The organism is Amycolatopsis rifamycinica, from assembly GCF_000695625.1.
Lineage (GTDB): Bacteria > Actinomycetota > Actinomycetes > Mycobacteriales > Pseudonocardiaceae > Amycolatopsis > Amycolatopsis rifamycinica.
This window is the reverse complement of sequence record NZ_JMQI01000062.1, coordinates 172,537-188,206: the sequence shown is the minus strand read 5'-3', so window position 1 is coordinate 188,206 and position 15,670 is coordinate 172,537. Positions and strand designations below refer to the sequence as shown.

The window sequence follows — 15,670 nt, the reverse complement described above, 5'->3', positions numbered from 1 at the left end:
GGTTCACGTAGGGGGAACGATGAGTCACGCCACCGGTTTCGGGAACACCGCTCGGCTGTGGCCGGTGGAACACCGCGAGCCCGCACCGCTGACGGTGCTGCTCGCCGACCCCCAGCCGTCGGTCCGCCACTGGGTCCGGGCCGCGCTGGAGGACGCCGGCGGCGTGTTCGTGGTCGGCGAGGCGGCCACGGCCAACGGGGCCATCGCGGAGACCGCCCGGCACCGGCCGGACGTGCTGGTCGTCGACCCGCAGCTCGGCGAGTCCGTGCCGATCGACGTGATCGGCCGGATAGCGCTGGTCTCACCGGCGACGAAGGTCCTGGTGCTGAGCTCGGCCGACGACGACACCGCCGTCCGCTCGGCGATCCACGCCGGGGCGCGCGGGTACCTGGTGAAGGGGGCCGACGCCGAGCAGATCGTGCGCGGGGTGCGGGTCGTGGCGGCGGGGGAGGCGATCGTCGGCCGGGCGATCGCCGCCCGGTTCAGCGCTTTGGTGCGCACGGCGGGCCCCGAGCCGTACCCCTTTCCGCAACTGACGGCCCGGGAACGGCAGGTGCTCGATCGCGTCGCCGCGGGCCGGTCGAACGCGGTGATCGCGCGGGATCTCGGCCTCGCGCCCAAGACCATCAGCAATCGCGTGTCCGCGGTTTTCGCCAAACTCGGTGTAGCCGATCGGGCACAGGCGATAGTCCTGGCCCGGGACGCGGGACTCGGGCGCGGCGAATTCACCGGCGATCGGGAACAGTTCCCCTATCGCCGGGAAACCGGCCGGACCTAGCGTCGATCGGCGTCGGACGCCCGACCGGGGAACCACGCTGATCGGAGTGGGATGTGACTGACCAAGACCTTGCCCTCGTGGACATCCGCAGGCTCGAGCACGAGAACCTGACGCGGGCCTACGGACTGGACATGAAGCTGCTCTACCCGTGGGACGGGATGACCGCGCCGTTCCGCGGGGCCTGGTGCGTGCTGCGCCCGGGCGACGCGTCGGTGGCCCACGCCCACCACGAGCACGAGATCTTCATCGGGATGTCCGGGCGGGCCGCGGTGGTCGCCGGCGGCCGGCGGCACGAGTTCGCGGCCGGGGACATCGTGTTCCTGCGGCCGGGCATCGAACACCACCTGTTCAACGATCCCCGCCACGGCGAAGACTTCGCCTACTACGCGATCTGGTGGGACCAGGCGATGTCGGCCGAGTTCGTCGCGCACGAGACCGGTGAGGCGGGCCCGGCGTGATCGACTACGACGGGCGGAAGTTCCGCAAGGCCGGCGACGGCGCCGCGGCCGTGGCCGTGTACCGGCAGGAGGACGACGTCGTCTGGGCGGAGTTCGCCGGGGGAGAGGTGCGGCGCGGCGCGATCGCCGGCACCCAGCGGGAGAACGGGGTGCTCCACCTCGGGTACACGGTGGTGCTCGCCACCGGCGAGGTGATCTGCGGGCACACGGTGAACACGCCGGAGGTCGCCGAAGACGGCCACCTCCGGCTGCGCGAGGTGTGGGAGCGCTACGGCCCGCACGCCGCCACCGGTGTCTCCTACCTCGACGAGGTGAGCTAGTGTCCCGGCCCCCTTCCGACGCGGACTGGCGACGGCTCGAGCGCGCGGTGACCGGCCGCGTGCGGCGGCCCGGTGAGGCCGGGTTCCGTGCCGCCGGCACGCCGTTCAACAAGCGGTTCGCCGGGATCACCCCCGCCGGCGTCGTGTCCGCGGCGGACACCGGGGACGTGCGGCGCACCATCGAGTGGGCGCGGGACACCGGCGTCGGCCTCGTCGCCCGCGGCGGCGGGCACAGCTTCGCGGGGCACTCGGTCGGCACCGGTCTCGTCCTCGACCTCGGCGCGCTGAACCCCGTGTCCGCCGACGGCTCGACCGGGCTCGTGACGGCCGGGGGCGGCGCGCGGATGGCGGACGTCTACGCGGCCGTCGAGCCCCACGAGATGGCGTTCGCGCTGGGCAACAGCGCCACCGTGGGCATCGGCGGTCTCACCCTCGGCGGCGGCTGCGGGGCGACCTCACGCGTGTTCGGGCTGACCGCGGACGCGCTCGTCGCGACCACGATCGTGACCGCGGACGGGCAGCTGCTGCGGTGCGACGCCGGCACCAACCCCGACCTGTTCTGGGCGTGCCGCGGCGGTGGCGGCGGCAACTTCGGCGTCAACGTGTCCTTCACCTTCCAGGCGAGGCCGGTCACCGATTGCGCCACCTACCTGCTGCTGTGGGACAGCGCGGACGCGGCGAAGGTCTTCTCCGTGCTCCAGGACGTCGTGCGGCGGGCACCGGACGAGTTCGCGGCGAGGATCGGGGTCAGCCGGGCCGGCGGGGACACCGTCGTGTCGGCCATCGGGCAGCACCTCGGGTCCGCCGCGGAGCTGCGCGACATCCTCGACCCCGTGCTGTCCGTCGCGCCGCCGATCCGCACGGCCATCGCGGACCGGACCTTCTGGCAGGCGAAGGACGACCTGCGGCACGAGACCGCCGAGGGTGCGTTCGCCTCGCGGACGAACATCGTCACCCGGCCGCTGCCCGACGAGGCGATCGCCACGATGCTCGCGTTCGTCGAACGCCGGCCCGGCAGCGGCAACCCGGACGGTGGCGGTGCCGCCCTGTTCTCCTGGGGCGGCGCGATCAACCGGGTGGGCGCGACGGACACCGCGTTCGTCCACCGCGACGCGATGTTCCTGCTGGCGATGGACACCTCGTGGGCCGAGGACGACGAACCGGCCGTGGTCGAGGCCAACCTCCGCTGGCTGGCGGACCTGGGCGACGCGATGTCGCCGTACGGGTCCGGTGGCGCGTTCCAGAACTTCACCGACCCGGACCTCGCGGACTGGCGCACCGCCTACTACGGCGTCAACTACCCGCGCCTGAAGCGGATCAAGGACCAGGTCGATCCGGACGGGTTCTTCACCTTCGCGCAAAGCATCGGCTCATGATCGGCGACGACAAGGTGCTGATCTGGACGGCGGCCGAGGTCGGGGCCGGCGCCGTGCCGGCCGAGCACCTCCCGCACCTGCGGGAGATCCTCACCTGGGCGTGGCGGTACCTGGTTTCCGCGCACCCCGACCTCGGCCGGAACGGCCCGGTGTGCCCCTACACCCAGCCCTCACTCCACAAAGGACTGTTCCACCTGGCCGCACTGACCGCCGTGGACGGCGAGGTCGACGTCCACGCCGCGATCCAGAGCCTGCGCCTGTGGTACGAGCGGCTCGCGGCGGGCCTCCCGCCGGAGCACCGGGAGCTGCTGACGATCCTGCTCGTGCTGCCGCAGCTGGACCACCACGACGCGGCCCCGCTGGACGACCTGCAGCGCGAAGCCAAGGACGGGTTCGTCGCCGACGGGCTGATGATCGGACAGTTCCACCCGGTCTGCGACCAGCCCGGCCTGTGGAACGACGAGTTCAAGGCGCTGCGCGCGCCGGTGCCGCTGCTGGCCGTCCGGAAGCTGGTCGTGTTCGACCTGCCGTTTCTGATGGACAGCACGGCGCACGCCGAGAGCTACTTCCGGCGGTTCGCCCCCGACATCCCGCCCCGCATCCGCGACCAGCTCGTCAAACGGCTGGTGTCCGCCCGGAAGTCGTTGCAGACGGCCTGATCACCCAGGAGAACACGTGCGCCACTACCTCATGGTCAGACCGAGGTACTTCGACGTCGAATACTCGATCAACCCGTGGATGGATCCCGCCAAGCCCACCGACACCGAGCTGGCGGTCACGCAGTGGGAGTGGCTGCGCGACCTCTACCTCGACCTCGGCCACCGGGTCGACCTGCTCGATCCGCGGCCCGGCCTGCCGGACATGGTGTACGCGGCCAACGGGGCCACCGTGGTGAACGGCCGGGCGCTGGTCGCGCGGTTCCGCCACCACTACCGCCGCCCGGAGTCCGCCGCGTACCTGCGGTGGTTCGCCGCGCACGGGTTCCGCGACGTCCGGCAGGCGCGGTGGACCAACGAAGGCGAAGGCGACCTCCTGGTCGCCGGCTCCCGGATCCTGGCCGGTTCGGGCTTCCGGACCGACCCGCGGGCGCACGAAGAGGCCGCGGAGTTCTTCGGCCTGCCCGTCGTGGGGCTCACGCTGACCGACCCGCGCCACTACCACCTGGACACCGCACTGGCCGTGCTGGCCGACGACCTGATCGCGTACTGGCCGGAAGCGTTCACCGAGGACAGCCGCCGGCAGCTCGAGCGGCTGTACCCGGACGCGGTCATCGCCTCCGCCGCCGACGCCGCCGCGTTCGGCTTGAACGCCGTCTCCGACGGCCGGCACGTCATCCTGCCCCAGGCCGCCACGCGGCTGACGGCGCAGCTGCGGGAGCGGGGCTTCGAGCCGATCGGCGCCGACCTGTCGGAGCTGCTCAACGGGGGCGGCAGCGTGAAGTGCTGCACGCTCGAACTGCGTCATCCGCCCGCGTCCGATCCGGGAGTACAGCCGTGAAACGAATCCTCGCACTGGCCCTGGCGGTGCCGCTGTCCGGCGCGCTCGCCGTGCCCGCCACGGCGGCGCAGCCGCGGCTGTCGGGCCCCACCACCGAATTCTCCGTCCTGGCCCGTGAGGGAGCCGGCGGCTACGACGTGGCGGCGGCCGCGAAGGCGGTCCGCGCGGCCGGCGGCACGGTCGTGGCGAGCAACGCCGCGGCCGGCCTGCTCACCGCGGCCGCACCCGCCGGGGGCTTCCTCGAACGGGTCTCGGGCGAAGCCGCGGTGTTCGGCGCCGCCGAGGCGAAGTCGATCGGCACGGTGCCCAAGAGCGGCAAGGCCGTGGCGAAACCCGACGTCGCCGAGGCGGAGGCCGGCCGCGCCGCGTCCCCGTCGCCGCGGGGTTCGTCCGCCGGTCTCGACCCGCTCGACGACCGGCTCTGGGGCCTCAAGGCGGTGCGGTCGGACCTCGCGCGCACGGTCCAGCCCGGCGACAAGCGGGTCAAGGTCGGCGTCATCGACTCCGGCATCGACGGCACGCACCCCGACCTCGCGCCGAACTTCGACCGCGCCGCGTCCCGCAACTTCACCAAGGACATCGTCGCCGACGTCAACGGCGTGCCCGTCGACGGGCCGTGCGAGTACCGCGGCTGCGTGGACCCCGTCGACGTCGACGGCACCGGGCACGGCACCCACCTCGCCGGCACCATCGCCGCGGCCGCCAACGGCTTCGGCGTCTCCGGGGTCGCGCCCCACGTGACGTTGGTGAGCCTGCGCGCCGCACAGGACTCGGGCTTCTACTTCCTGCAGCCGACGGTCGACGCGCTGACCTACGCCGGTGACGCGGGCATCGACGTGGTGAACATGTCGTTCTACATCGACCCGTGGCTGTACAACTGCCCGGCGAACCCCGCGGATTCACCCGCCGAACAGGCCGAGCAGCGCACGGTCATCGAGGCGACGAAACGGGCACTGGACTACGCGCACCGCAAAGGCGTCACGATGGTGGTCGCGCTGGGCAACCAGCACAGCGACCTGGGCGCGCCGCAGCCGGACGCGACGAGCCCCGACTACCCGTCGAACGGCACGCACCCGCGCACGGTGGACAACGCGACCTGCCTGACCCTGCCGGTCGAGGGACCGCACACGATCGGCGTGGCCGGTTTCGGCCCGTCCCAGGCCAAGGCGGACTACTCGAACTACGGCGTCGAGCAGATCTCGGTGTCCGCGCCCGGCGGGTACAAACGCGACTACTTCGGCACCCCGTGGTACGACAGCCGGGACAACGAAATCCTGTCGACCTACGCCCGCAGTGTCGGCGTCGCGGCCGCCTACATCGACGCCGCCGGGGAGATCACGCCCGCCGGGGCCAACGTCGGTATCCAGAAGCAGACGGCCGCCGACGGCCGCGTCGGCTACTACCGGTGGCTGCAGGGCACCTCGATGGCCGCACCGCACGCCGCCGGCGTCGCCGCCCTGATCGTGTCGCAGTACGGCGCACCGGGCAAGGACGGGGGCTTCGGCCTGAACCCGGACGTCGTGCAGCGCATCCTCGAGGCGACGGCGTCGAAGATCCCCTGCCCGGTCCCACGAACGGTCGACTACCTCGACGAGGGCCGCGACGCTTCGTACACGGCAACGTGCGCGGGTGACGCTTCCTTCAACGGCTTCTACGGCCACGGCGCGGTCGACGCCTGGTCGGCGGTCACCCGTGGCCGGCCGTGAGTTCGTGAGTGGCCGGACTGCCCGTCCGGGCAGCCCGAGCTGCCCGCAACGACGGCCCGTGGCCGGGGCGAACCCCCTCCTGCGGACGTACCTTCGACCCATGTCCGAGCGCGTGGAGGGGACCTCCGCCCCGGTCTCCCGTGCCCACCCGCAGCACCCGGCGGGCACACACCGCGACACGCCCTCCTCCGGCTCCGGCGGCGGCGAACTCCTGCGGCTGCAGCGGCTCGCCGGGAACCAGGCGGTCGGCCGGTTCCTGGACCGGCCCGGCGTGCTCCGGGTGTCCCGGCAGGTCGACACCAGCCAGGCCGCGCCGATCAAGAAGGAACTCGACAGCCTCGTCCCGTTCAACAGCACGCTCGAGCAGCTCTGGGCGAAGCTCGGGCTGCAGCTGCCCGAGGCCATCGCGGATCCGGCGTACAAGGAGCTGTGGGACCGGTCGATCACCAAGGAGAAGATCGACCCGGTCGCGGCCGCCCGCCCGCTGCTGTCCGCGCTCGCCGCCGACACCGTGTCGCTGTCGCAGTCCACACTGGGCTCGCAGGTCGTCCGCCTCGAAAACCTCGCCCAGGAGCTGCAGAAAGCCAAGGAGGACAAGGCCAAGGAGAACCAGTCCAGGATGCCCGCCGACCACAGCGGACCGGAAGGGACCGAGGACAAGGACAAGCTGCTCAGCCGGAGCACCACCCCGAAGCCGCTGGCCGACGCGGGCAGCCTGGTCGACGCGGCCACGGTCGTCGACTTCCTCGAGAACTGGCCGGACATCCTGCGCGGGGCGCAGGTCGGCGTGCGCCGCACCGACGTCGGCCTGCTCGCCCCGCCCGGGCCGCCGGTCGCGCCGACGCCGGCGCTGCTGCCCGGCCCCGGTGGCGGGGACGCCGCGCGCACCGGCACCGGGCCGCCGCCGGGGGAGCAGCTCTCACCGGTGCTGTTCGACCCGGACCTCGACGTCGAGTCCGAACGCAAGCGGGGCGGGGAGATCGACGACGTCGCGCTGGGAGTGCTGCGCGACGTCCACCGCCAGTGCGTCGAGAACGCCGCGACGTTCAAGGAATTGATGGCGGCGATGCTGGCCGAGGACGCCAACCTCGCCGTGCTGCACGAGCGGCACGAACTGAAGTCGGTCAGCGCGCTGTCCGGCCAGTCCGAGGCCGCCGCGACCGACGCGATCATCCGGACCGCCCAGCAGAACGCCACCGACGCCAGGACGTTCCTGACCATGCTCGGCACCCCGGGCAAGGTGGACTGGAAGATCCTCGGCCCGTCGATCAGCCGGTTGCTCGGCGGCGAGACCGGCAGGCGGGACTGGTCCACCGCCGGCGTGAAGTACTTCGTCGACGCCTACAACAAGAAGATCACCGAGGCCGAGAAGGCGAAGGCGCAGGCCGAGCTGGGGCTCGCGGTCGCGAACGTGGTCGCGATGCTGGCCCTGCTGACCCCGGCCGCCCCCGCCGCCGGCGCCTTCCTCGCCGTGATGGACGTGGCCGCGGCGGGCGGCGCCGTCGCCGACTCGGTCGCGGCGAACCGGCGGGCGGACGTGCTGGGCGCGGCGGCCGCCGCGCGGATGGCGAGCAAGGACGCGGCGCAGGCGGCGCGCGAGCAGGCGAACGCGAAACGCGCCGCGATGGTGTTCACCATCCTCACGAGCGTGCTGCCCTACGTGCCCGCCGCCGCGTCCGGAGTCGCGCGGTCGGCGAGCCGGGCCGGCTCGGCGCTGCGCGAGGCGAAGTGGCCGGCGTTGATGCCGGCCGGGCGGGCCGGGCAGCGCGGCGCCGTGGACCTCGACCTGCTGCTGGACCTCGGCACCTTCGGCATCTCCGCGATCGCCCGCAACCGGGTACAGGGGATGCTGGTCCTCTCCCAGATGGCCTCCCGGATCAAGACGATCAGCCGCACGCTCGACTGGAGCCGGGTGGCCGCCGCGCTCGCCCGGGGCGGTGACGAGTCGCTGCTGCACCTGGGCGGCAAGTACGGCCTGACCGACTACATCCGCTACCACATCCACGGTCCGGGGCTCGGGCGCGAGGCGTACCCGATCTTCCTCGCGCCCGAGCGGGCCAACCAGTTCGCCAACAACCACATCGAAGGCTTCATGCGCCGGGAGCTCAAAGCGGGCGCCGACGTCGACTTCAAAGTGGCGTACACGACCTTCAACGGCGACGAGCTGTCGCCGTTCATCCGCGGCATGCTCACCAGCGGCGACAAGAAGATCCTCACCCGGCTGGCCCTCGACCAGGGCCTGATCGAAAAGTTCCTCAAAGCGGCGGTGTACGACATCCGCGTCACCCGTGGCGGCGTGACCCGGACCTACCGGGCGGGCGTCACGGTCGGCCCGCCCGGCTCCGGCGCGGTGACCCTCAGCCCACCGACGCTCGTGCCGTGACGGCCACCGGGCGTTCGCCTCGGTGACCGGCCCCGGCGCGGCCCCGCCGGACGCAGGGCGAACACCAGCACCGCGGTGGCGAAGAGCGCGACGAGCATGACCCAGACCGCGCCGACGTGCATGGCGTGGATGAACGCCTCATCGGCGGCCCGCGCCACCGCGGGCCGGTCGAGCACGGCGGCGACGTGCCGAGCCTGTTCGGCCGAAACCCGGACCTGGTCCCGCAGTCCCGCCGGGACCTCGGCCAGCGAAGGTTCAACCGCGCCGCGGTAGGCGATCGACAGGATCGTGCCGCCCACCGCGATCCCGATGACGCTGCCGGTCTGCCGCGCGGTGTGGGTGACGGCCGACCCGGCACCGGACCGGTCCAGCGGCAGGCTGCTGATCAACGCTCCGGTCACCGGGGCCAGCACCATGCCGACGGACAGGCCCTGCACCAGCACCACGATCTCGATCCCGGCGAGCGGGGTGTCCAGCCCGAGGAAGCCGACCGCGCCCATGCTGAAGGCCGCCACGGCGAGCGACGGCACGGCGATGGGGCGCAGCGACCACCGGCGGACCAGCCGCGCGCCCAGCGGCGCCCCGACGACCGCGCCGACGGCGGTCGGGACGGTGGCCAAACCGGCCTTCATCGGCGAGTAGCCCAAGGCGCCCTGCAGGTAGAACGCGTTGAAGAACGTGACGGCGGCCACGGCGAAGAGCAGCAAGGCCATGGCCGCGTTGCCGCCGCCGAACATTCGCTGTGCGAGCAGCCGGGGATCGAAACCCGGTGCCTTGGCTTTCGATTCGACGAGCACGAAAGCGGTCAGCAGGACGAGCCCGGCCGCGATCGGCCCCCAGACGTCCGGCCGGCTCCACTCGTCCACCTGGCCCGCGCGAATCAGGCCGTAGGTCAACGCCGCCAGTCCGCTGATCGACAGCAGAATTCCGGCCGGGTCCACGGGCCGCACGGTGGGGCTGCGGAAATCGGGAACCAGCAGGATGATCCCGGCCAAGGCGACCATCACGATCGGGACGTTGACGAGAAAGACCGACCCCCACCGGAAATGGCTGAGCAGGATTCCCGCCAGCACCGGACCCGCGGCCATGCCGGCACCGGTGGACATCGAGGAGACGGCGATGGCGGTCGCCCGCCCGGGGCCGGTGAAGGTCCACAGCAGAATGGCGAAGTTGGCGGGCATGATCAGTGCGGCGCCGACCCCCATCGCGGCCCGGGCGGCGATCAGCTGGCCGGCATCGCCGGCGTAGGCCGCCCAGGCCGAGGCGCCGGCGAAGACGACCAGGCCGGCGGCGAGCACGGTCCGGTGGCCGAAGCTGTCGCCCAGCGCGCCGGCGGTGAACATCAGCGTCGCGAAGACCAGGGTGTAGGCACCGGTGGCCCACTGCAGTTCGGCCGGGCCGGCGCCCAGTCCGCGCACCGGGTCGGCGAGGGTTTCCAGCGTGACGCCGAGAACGGTGTTGTCCAGCCAGATCAGCAGCGAACAAACCATGAGGACGGCGAGGATCAACCGCTGCCGGGATTTGGGCAGCGTTGGCGGCGTTGTCATGTACACCTTCGGAATTTGGTCGACGCGAACTCGGGCGACCATAAGCAACCCCGAAAGGAGGTGTCAAGTTTCGGAATGCTGGTCACAAATCTTGCGATCGAACCAGGAATGTGCCCTCGGGTGTATTTGCGTATTCGCCGATTGTGTGCCCATGGATCAATTTGCGCGCCGGAGAATGCTATCTGCGCTGCTACGAGCAGATCGGCCCGGTTCCGCGCGACGGCTCAAGCTGCGGCCGGACTGCCCGTGGCTGCTGGCCGATGGGCGCCGGGTCCGGACCACCGTGCGCGACCCTCGGCTGCGCGGACGAGAGCCGGGCCGCCGTCGGCCCGGAACTGGCGGTGATCAACCCGGCCGGTCCGCCGCTACGAGCACGACCGCCACCGCTACGGCACACCCAAGATCGAGTCCAGCTATCTGCACAACGCGGTGGATGATCATTCCCGGCTGGCTTACAGCGAAATCCTGCCGGATGAGACCAAGGAAACCGCGGTCGCGTTTCGGGTTCGAGCGCAGGCGTTCTTCACCGCTGCCGGGGTCACCCTGGCGCGAGTGCTGACCGCCCAGGAGGTGTGGGCCGCCGTGGCCGGCACCTCCTGGGCGGGACGAGCGTGGAGCCGGTCAGTCGGACCAGCTGACGGTGCCGTAGAAGTAGAAGTTCGAGTACGCGCAGCCGATCCAGGTGACGAGATAACCTTCGGCCATCTTCTGCTGCGCGAGCTGCCAGCCGGCCGTCTCGCACGCCGACTTGGTGGCGCCGCTGACGGTCTGCTGGTAGTACCTCGTGGCCGCGTCCGCGGGGGCGGCGAGGGAAACGGCGGCAATGCCCAGGACGGCCACAGTGGTGGCCAGCTTCTTCACCATGCGGGTAGTGAAGCACCATGGATTCGCTGTCGCGTGGGTAATTCTGCCGGACGATTCCACCTCGCACCCCACGCGATGACCGACGACTCCCTCATCGCGCCCGTCCGGTCCACCCGCGAGGCGTGGACCGGCTCGAGCCTCGCCGGCAGCATCGAAGGACTCGTCGACGCGATCAAGACGATAGGTTGGGTCGACGACGCGCTCGCAGGCCGATGGCGTTCCGCTGAGCACGTCCGGCGCCCTTGCCCGCAGGAGCAGCGGGCCAGGGGGTGTTTCACAGTTCTTTCAACACGGCGTTCAGCGTGCTCCTGCGCACCCGCCCCGGGCCGGTGAAGGCGTGAACCACCTCCGCGGCTTCGACGACCTTGGCCTGGTCGGTCGCGATCCAGTAGTTGTCGTACCAGGTGTTCGCCTCGACGGCCGGGGCCTTGCCCGACGGCCGCCTCGTGTTCAGCGGGGCGATCATCACGGCGTCGGCGCCGTCGAGGCTCAGCCCGGTCCGGAGGACGACGACTCTCTTGTGGTTGTGCTTCATGATCATGCCGGCGTTCAACGAGACCATTCGGTGAACCTCCAGGTGAGTGAACCTCCGAGCGTAAGTTCACACCCGGTAGCCGGGGAGACCCGAATGGGCGAAAGCCGGCGGCTCCTCTGGCAGCATGCCGAAATGCCCCCTCGTGCGCCCGCGATCAATCCCGACGGTCTCGCCCGCTGGTGCCTGGAGCACCTGGGCAGCCCGCCCGCCGAAGAGATGTTCAGCTCCGGGCACCTGTCCGCGGTCATCGGGCTACGGCTGGCCGACGGCCGTGACGTCGTGGTCAAGGTCCGTCCGGCCTCGCCCCGGGTAGCGGTGTGCGTCGAGGTTCAGCGTCGCCTCTTCCAGGCCGGTTACCCCTGCCCGGAGCCCCTCACCGGCGCCACTTCCTTCGGTCGCGACATCGCCACGGCAGAGGTCTACGTCCCCGGCGGCGCCGTGCTGCCGAGCGCCGGCCGCGCGGCCTGGGCCTTCGCCGAGGCGTTCGCGTGGCTGGTCCGGCTGGCCCCCAGCCCCGCTGAGCTGCCTCCGCTCACCCCGGCACCGTCGTGGGCGGCCTGGAACCACCCCGGGGACGGCTTGTGGCCGCGCTCGGAGGACGCCGATCCCGGCGAAGTCTCCGGCGCCGAGTGGATCGACGACGCCGGACGTCGGGCTCGCGACCGGTTGCGGATCGGCGGCTCCGGCGCGGTGATCGGCCACTGCGACTGGCTCGCCGGCAACCTGCGCTGGAACGGAGACACGCTGCTGGTGGTGCACGACTGGGACAGCGTGACCGCGGACAGCGAAGACATCCTCGTCGGTTTCGCCGCCGCGCTGTACTCGACCGTCGACGCGGACAAGCTGGCCACCGTCGAGGACACGCGGCGATTCCTCGTCGCCTACGGCCGTGCGCGTGGCCGGGACCTCAGCGCCGGCGAACGGCAACGCGCGTGGGCGGCGGGCGTGTGGACCAGGGCCTTCGACGCCAAGTTCCAGCACGCGGCCGGGCAGCCCGTCACGTCGCTGTCGGAGGATGAGGCCGCCGAGCGCCTTCGCCGTGCCGAGAGCTGATGCTCGGGCCGCCCGGCGGTACGCGGTCCGGATCTTTGTTTCCCGCCGCCGGTGATTTCCCCGGCTGCGTCTCGGTTCCCGGCGCCGCCCGCCGGCCCTTGCCGGGAGTGGGAGGATCGAGAGGGCGACGACACGGCTGAGGCGGGGGCGGGTGTGACGCGGCTCGACGCGGCTCGACGAATGGTGATCATCGCGTACAACGATGCGCAGATCCTCGACGTGGCCTGCCCGACCGGCGCGCTGGAAATCGCGAACGGTCACGGCGTCCTCCCGCCGTACGCGATCGAGCTGGCGACGGTGGCCGGCCGGAGCGTGCGCAGTTCGTCGGGGATCGCGCTCACCGGTGCGCGGCGGCTGGCTTCGGTGACCGGGCGGATCGACACCATGCTGGTCGTCGGCGGGCACGGGACCCGGACCGCGATGGCCGACGACCGGATGCTGACCCAGGTGCGGCGGCTCGCGCGGCGCAGCCGGCGGATCGCGTCGGTGTGCACCGGCGCGTTCGTGCTGGCCGCGGCCGGGCTGCTCGACGGACGGCGGGCGACCACGCACTGGGCGTACAGCGACATCCTCGCCGCGCACTTCCCCGCGGTGACGGTGGACCCGGCGCCGCTCTACGTCCAGGACGGCAACGTCTACACCTCGGCCGGGGTCACCAGCGCCCTGGACCTGACCCTCGCGCTCGTCGAGTCCGACCACGGCCCGACCGTGGCCCGCGAGGTCGCCCGTGAGCTGGTGACCTACCTGCAGCGCCCGGCCGACCAGGCGCAGATCAGCATGTTCCTGGCCCCGCCGCCACCGGGCGACCGGCTGGTGCGCGACCTGCTCGCGCACATCGCCGCGCACCCCGGTGACGACCTCAGCCCGGCGGCGCTGGCGGCACGGGCCCAGGTCAGCCCGCGCCACCTCACGAGGTTGTTCGTCACCCACGCGGGCACGACGCCGGCCCGTGCCGTGCGAGCCGCCCGGACGGAGGCCGCCGCGCACCTGGTGCGCGCCAGTGAACTGTCGCTGGCCGCGGTCGCGCGCCGGTGCGGGTTCGGTTCGGCGGAGGTCCTGCGGCAGGCGTTCCTCGACCACTATGGGGTCACCGGGGCCAAGGTTCGCAGGATGGCGGACATGCCGGAGGCGCTCGATCGGCCGACCGCCGAGACTTCCGGACACGGGGGATCGGCCGGCGACCGGAGTTAGGAATCGCGGTCGCGGCGCGGGAATTCCCCGCAGTCCGGGAATTCGAAGGGTGGGAGCACCATGTTCGTCAAGAAGCTGCCGATCGTGTTCGGCATGGCTGTGCTGGGTCTGCTCGGAACGGCGGTGACCGCGGACGCCGACGCGTCGTCGGTGGCGGCACCTTGCCGGCAACCGGTAAGTTCCGTGTCGGTGCACGGTCGCGTGATCCACCTCTGGTTGTGCGACAACGGGTGGCACGGGCAGATCACGAACGGAGCCACCGGCGATCCGGTCTGGCTGGACAGCGCACGCGGCACCGTGACCGGCTACCGGACCATTCCGTCCGGCGCCACATCGGCGAACACGGGCACGGTCGGCCAGTACGGCGGGCCGTGGCGTGCCTGCGGGCGGGCCTTCAACGCTCCGGAAATCGTCTGCACGGCACGCAACTGATCGATGCCGCGGGGCTCGTCGGAGCGAGCCCCGCGGCCGCCGGGGGAACGCCGGCCGGCCGTCACGGCCGGCCGGCGGCTCGTTGCGGCACGCCGGCGCGCTCGGCGACCATGGTCTCTTCGAACCGGCTGCCCGCGCCCGGTCTCCACGGCGGCAACGATCCCCTCGTCGAGCGTCCTCCTTTCCCGAAATGAGTGAAAATCGGTGGAGAATGGTGGTGGGTTCCCGTTTTCGCACCATCGGTGCCACCCGGACGGGTTGAAAAGGTTTATGCGGCGCCCAACGGGATGCGCTGCCGTCTTCACTCGTCAAGGCGATCATGATCTTGTTCCGGTGGCAGGTTCACCGAGCCGTCGGTTAGCGTGATGCCCAGCCGGGGAAACGGCGCGCCACAAGCGCTTCGCCGACCGGCTTCCCCGAAGGCGTCCGATCAAGAGATCCGAACAGCCTTCATTTTCGAACGAGCCGCGGTTGGCTGCTGAACCGGAGAAGGTTATGTCATTCGGCAATGGTGCGACGAGGATTCCGCGTGCACGGCGGCCCGGCACCCGGCGGGCCGGTGGGGCGCTGACGGCGCTGCTGCTGGTCCTCGCTTCCGTCTGCCCGGAGGCGCACGCCTATCCCGCGCGGGTGCAGGTGTTCGTGGCCAACAGCGGTTCCGACAACGTCACCGTGTACGACCCCCGGATGCGGGAGGTGGTCGCGACCATCCCGGTGGGCCGGTCGCCCGTGGGGGTCGGTGCGGCACCCGGTGGGGACCGGGTCTACGTCACCAACGAGCTCTCCGACACGGTGTCCGTGATCGACGCCCGCACGTATTCCACCCTGGCCACCGTTCCGGTGGGCCTGCACCCGTTCGGCGTCGCGGTCGCCGGCTCGCGCGCCTACGTGACGAACTTCGGGGCCGACACCGTGTCCGTGATCGACACCGCGACGAACAAGGTCGTGCGGCAGATCCCGGTCGGCCGGCTGCCGCACAGCCCGGCCGCCAGCCCGGACGGGCGCCGGGTGTACGTGACCAACAACGGCGCGGCCACCGTGTCGGTCATCGACGTCGGATCGGACCAGGTCGTGGCCACACTGCCGGTGGGCCGCTTCCCGGCCGGGGTCGCGACCAGCCCGGCGGGCGACCGCGTCTACGTGGCGGCGACCGGCGCGAACAGCGTCAACGCCATCAGCGCCTCCGGTCCGACGCTGATGACGACGCAGCCGGTCGGAGCGGTGCCGATGGGGGTCGCGGTCACCCCGCGCGGCCAGGTCTACGTCGCCAACGCCGGCTCCGACACGGTGTCGCTGCTGGGCCGCAACCCCCCGGTGGCGATCCCGGTCCAAGACGAGCCCGAAGGCGTGGCGGCGGCGCCCGACAGCAGCTACGTCTTCGTCACCAACTCGGCCTCGGGCTCGATGTCGGTGATCGACACCGCGACGAACACGGTCATCGCGACCGTGCCGGTCGGCGCCGAACCGGAGGGCCTCGCCGTGACCTCCTGACCCTGGCGATTCGTCACGGGCCGTCGGAGCCGGTCCGAT

General features: G+C 71.8%; 15 protein-coding genes and 1 pseudogene. 13 read left to right on the top strand and 3 right to left on the bottom strand.

Translation table 11 applies throughout. From position 1 onward, the window contains the following. Nucleotides 1–19 precede the first annotated feature (19 nt). The 8 genes from DV20_RS29005 to DV20_RS28970 all read left to right on the top strand — a co-directional run bounded on the left by DV20_RS29005 (nt 20) and on the right by DV20_RS28970 (nt 8,518). The gene (locus DV20_RS29005; protein ID WP_051736171.1) at nt 20–778 is read left to right on the top strand and encodes a LuxR C-terminal-related transcriptional regulator; all 759 of its coding nucleotides are present in this window, start codon (nt 20–22) and stop codon (nt 776–778) included. A 77-nt stretch (nt 779–855) separates the two neighbouring features. Beyond that, on the top strand, nt 856–1,236 hold the full coding sequence (locus DV20_RS29000; RefSeq protein ID WP_043785893.1) for a cupin domain-containing protein: 381 nt from the start codon (nt 856–858) through the stop codon (nt 1,234–1,236). Beyond that, complete coding sequence (locus DV20_RS28995; RefSeq protein WP_043785890.1) at nt 1,233–1,556, top strand: hypothetical protein; 324 nt, start codon at nt 1,233–1,235, stop codon at nt 1,554–1,556. The genes DV20_RS29000 and DV20_RS28995 overlap by 4 nt, the downstream gene beginning before the upstream one ends. Further along, a complete protein-coding gene (locus tag DV20_RS28990; RefSeq protein WP_043785887.1) occupies nt 1,556–2,932 on the top strand; it encodes an FAD-binding oxidoreductase in 1,377 nt (458 codons plus the stop codon). Before DV20_RS28995 ends, DV20_RS28990 begins: the two co-directional genes overlap by 1 nt. After that, nucleotides 2,929–3,591, top strand: a complete 663-nt coding sequence (locus tag DV20_RS28985) for a DUF6875 domain-containing protein (RefSeq protein WP_043785885.1) — start codon at nt 2,929–2,931, stop codon at nt 3,589–3,591. Before DV20_RS28990 ends, DV20_RS28985 begins: the two co-directional genes overlap by 4 nt. A gap of 16 nt (nt 3,592–3,607) precedes the next feature. Next, nucleotides 3,608–4,429 (top strand): dimethylargininase, encoded by an 822-nt coding sequence (ddaH, locus tag DV20_RS28980; RefSeq protein WP_407638359.1) that lies wholly within the window; start codon nt 3,608–3,610, stop codon nt 4,427–4,429. A gap of 5 nt (nt 4,430–4,434) precedes the next feature. After that, entirely contained in the window at nt 4,435–6,135 is a 1,701-nt protein-coding gene (locus tag DV20_RS28975) for a S8 family serine peptidase (RefSeq protein WP_084093733.1), read from the top strand. Nucleotides 6,136–6,235: 100 nt separating this feature from the next. Further along, nucleotides 6,236–8,518, top strand: a complete 2,283-nt coding sequence (locus DV20_RS28970; RefSeq protein ID WP_043785880.1) for a hypothetical protein — start codon at nt 6,236–6,238, stop codon at nt 8,516–8,518. Here the strand turns inward: DV20_RS28970 and DV20_RS28965 are convergent. Then, entirely contained in the window at nt 8,443–10,065 is a 1,623-nt protein-coding gene (locus tag DV20_RS28965) for an MFS transporter (protein WP_084093729.1), read from the bottom strand. The genes DV20_RS28970 and DV20_RS28965 overlap by 76 nt on opposite strands. Nucleotides 10,066–10,479: 414 nt before the next feature. On the opposite strand from DV20_RS28965, the pseudogene DV20_RS45150 reads away from it, so the two are divergent. Continuing rightward, a pseudogene (locus DV20_RS45150) lies at nt 10,480–10,623 on the top strand (IS481 family transposase); the annotation flags it as partial. A gap of 63 nt (nt 10,624–10,686) precedes the next feature. On the opposite strand, the gene DV20_RS45145 reads toward DV20_RS45150, so the two are convergent. After that, nucleotides 10,687–10,929, bottom strand: coding sequence for a hypothetical protein (locus DV20_RS45145; protein ID WP_043785878.1), 243 nt, complete (start codon nt 10,927–10,929; stop codon nt 10,687–10,689). A gap of 274 nt (nt 10,930–11,203) precedes the next feature. Beyond that, nucleotides 11,204–11,491: a hypothetical protein gene (locus DV20_RS28955; protein ID WP_043785876.1), complete on the bottom strand. Its 288-nt coding sequence runs from the start codon at nt 11,489–11,491 to the stop codon at nt 11,204–11,206. Nucleotides 11,492–11,596: 105 nt separating this feature from the next. Here DV20_RS28955 and DV20_RS28950 point away from each other — a divergent pair, with 105 nt between their 5' ends. The 4 genes from DV20_RS28950 to DV20_RS28935 all read left to right on the top strand — a co-directional run bounded on the left by DV20_RS28950 (nt 11,597) and on the right by DV20_RS28935 (nt 15,631). After that, nucleotides 11,597–12,517, top strand: coding sequence for a phosphotransferase family protein (locus DV20_RS28950; RefSeq protein WP_043786093.1), 921 nt, complete (start codon nt 11,597–11,599; stop codon nt 12,515–12,517). Between the two features lie 180 nt (nt 12,518–12,697). After that, nucleotides 12,698–13,708 carry a GlxA family transcriptional regulator gene (locus DV20_RS28945; protein ID WP_043785874.1) on the top strand — a complete coding sequence of 337 codons (1,011 nt, stop codon included), beginning with the start codon at nt 12,698–12,700 and terminating at the stop codon, nt 13,706–13,708. Between the two features lie 60 nt (nt 13,709–13,768). Next, nucleotides 13,769–14,140 carry a hypothetical protein gene (locus DV20_RS28940; RefSeq protein ID WP_043785872.1) on the top strand — a complete coding sequence of 124 codons (372 nt, stop codon included), beginning with the start codon at nt 13,769–13,771 and terminating at the stop codon, nt 14,138–14,140. Nucleotides 14,141–14,635: 495 nt separating this feature from the next. Next, entirely contained in the window at nt 14,636–15,631 is a 996-nt protein-coding gene (locus DV20_RS28935) for a YVTN family beta-propeller repeat protein (RefSeq protein ID WP_043785870.1), read from the top strand. Nucleotides 15,632–15,670: the final 39 nt, after the last annotated feature.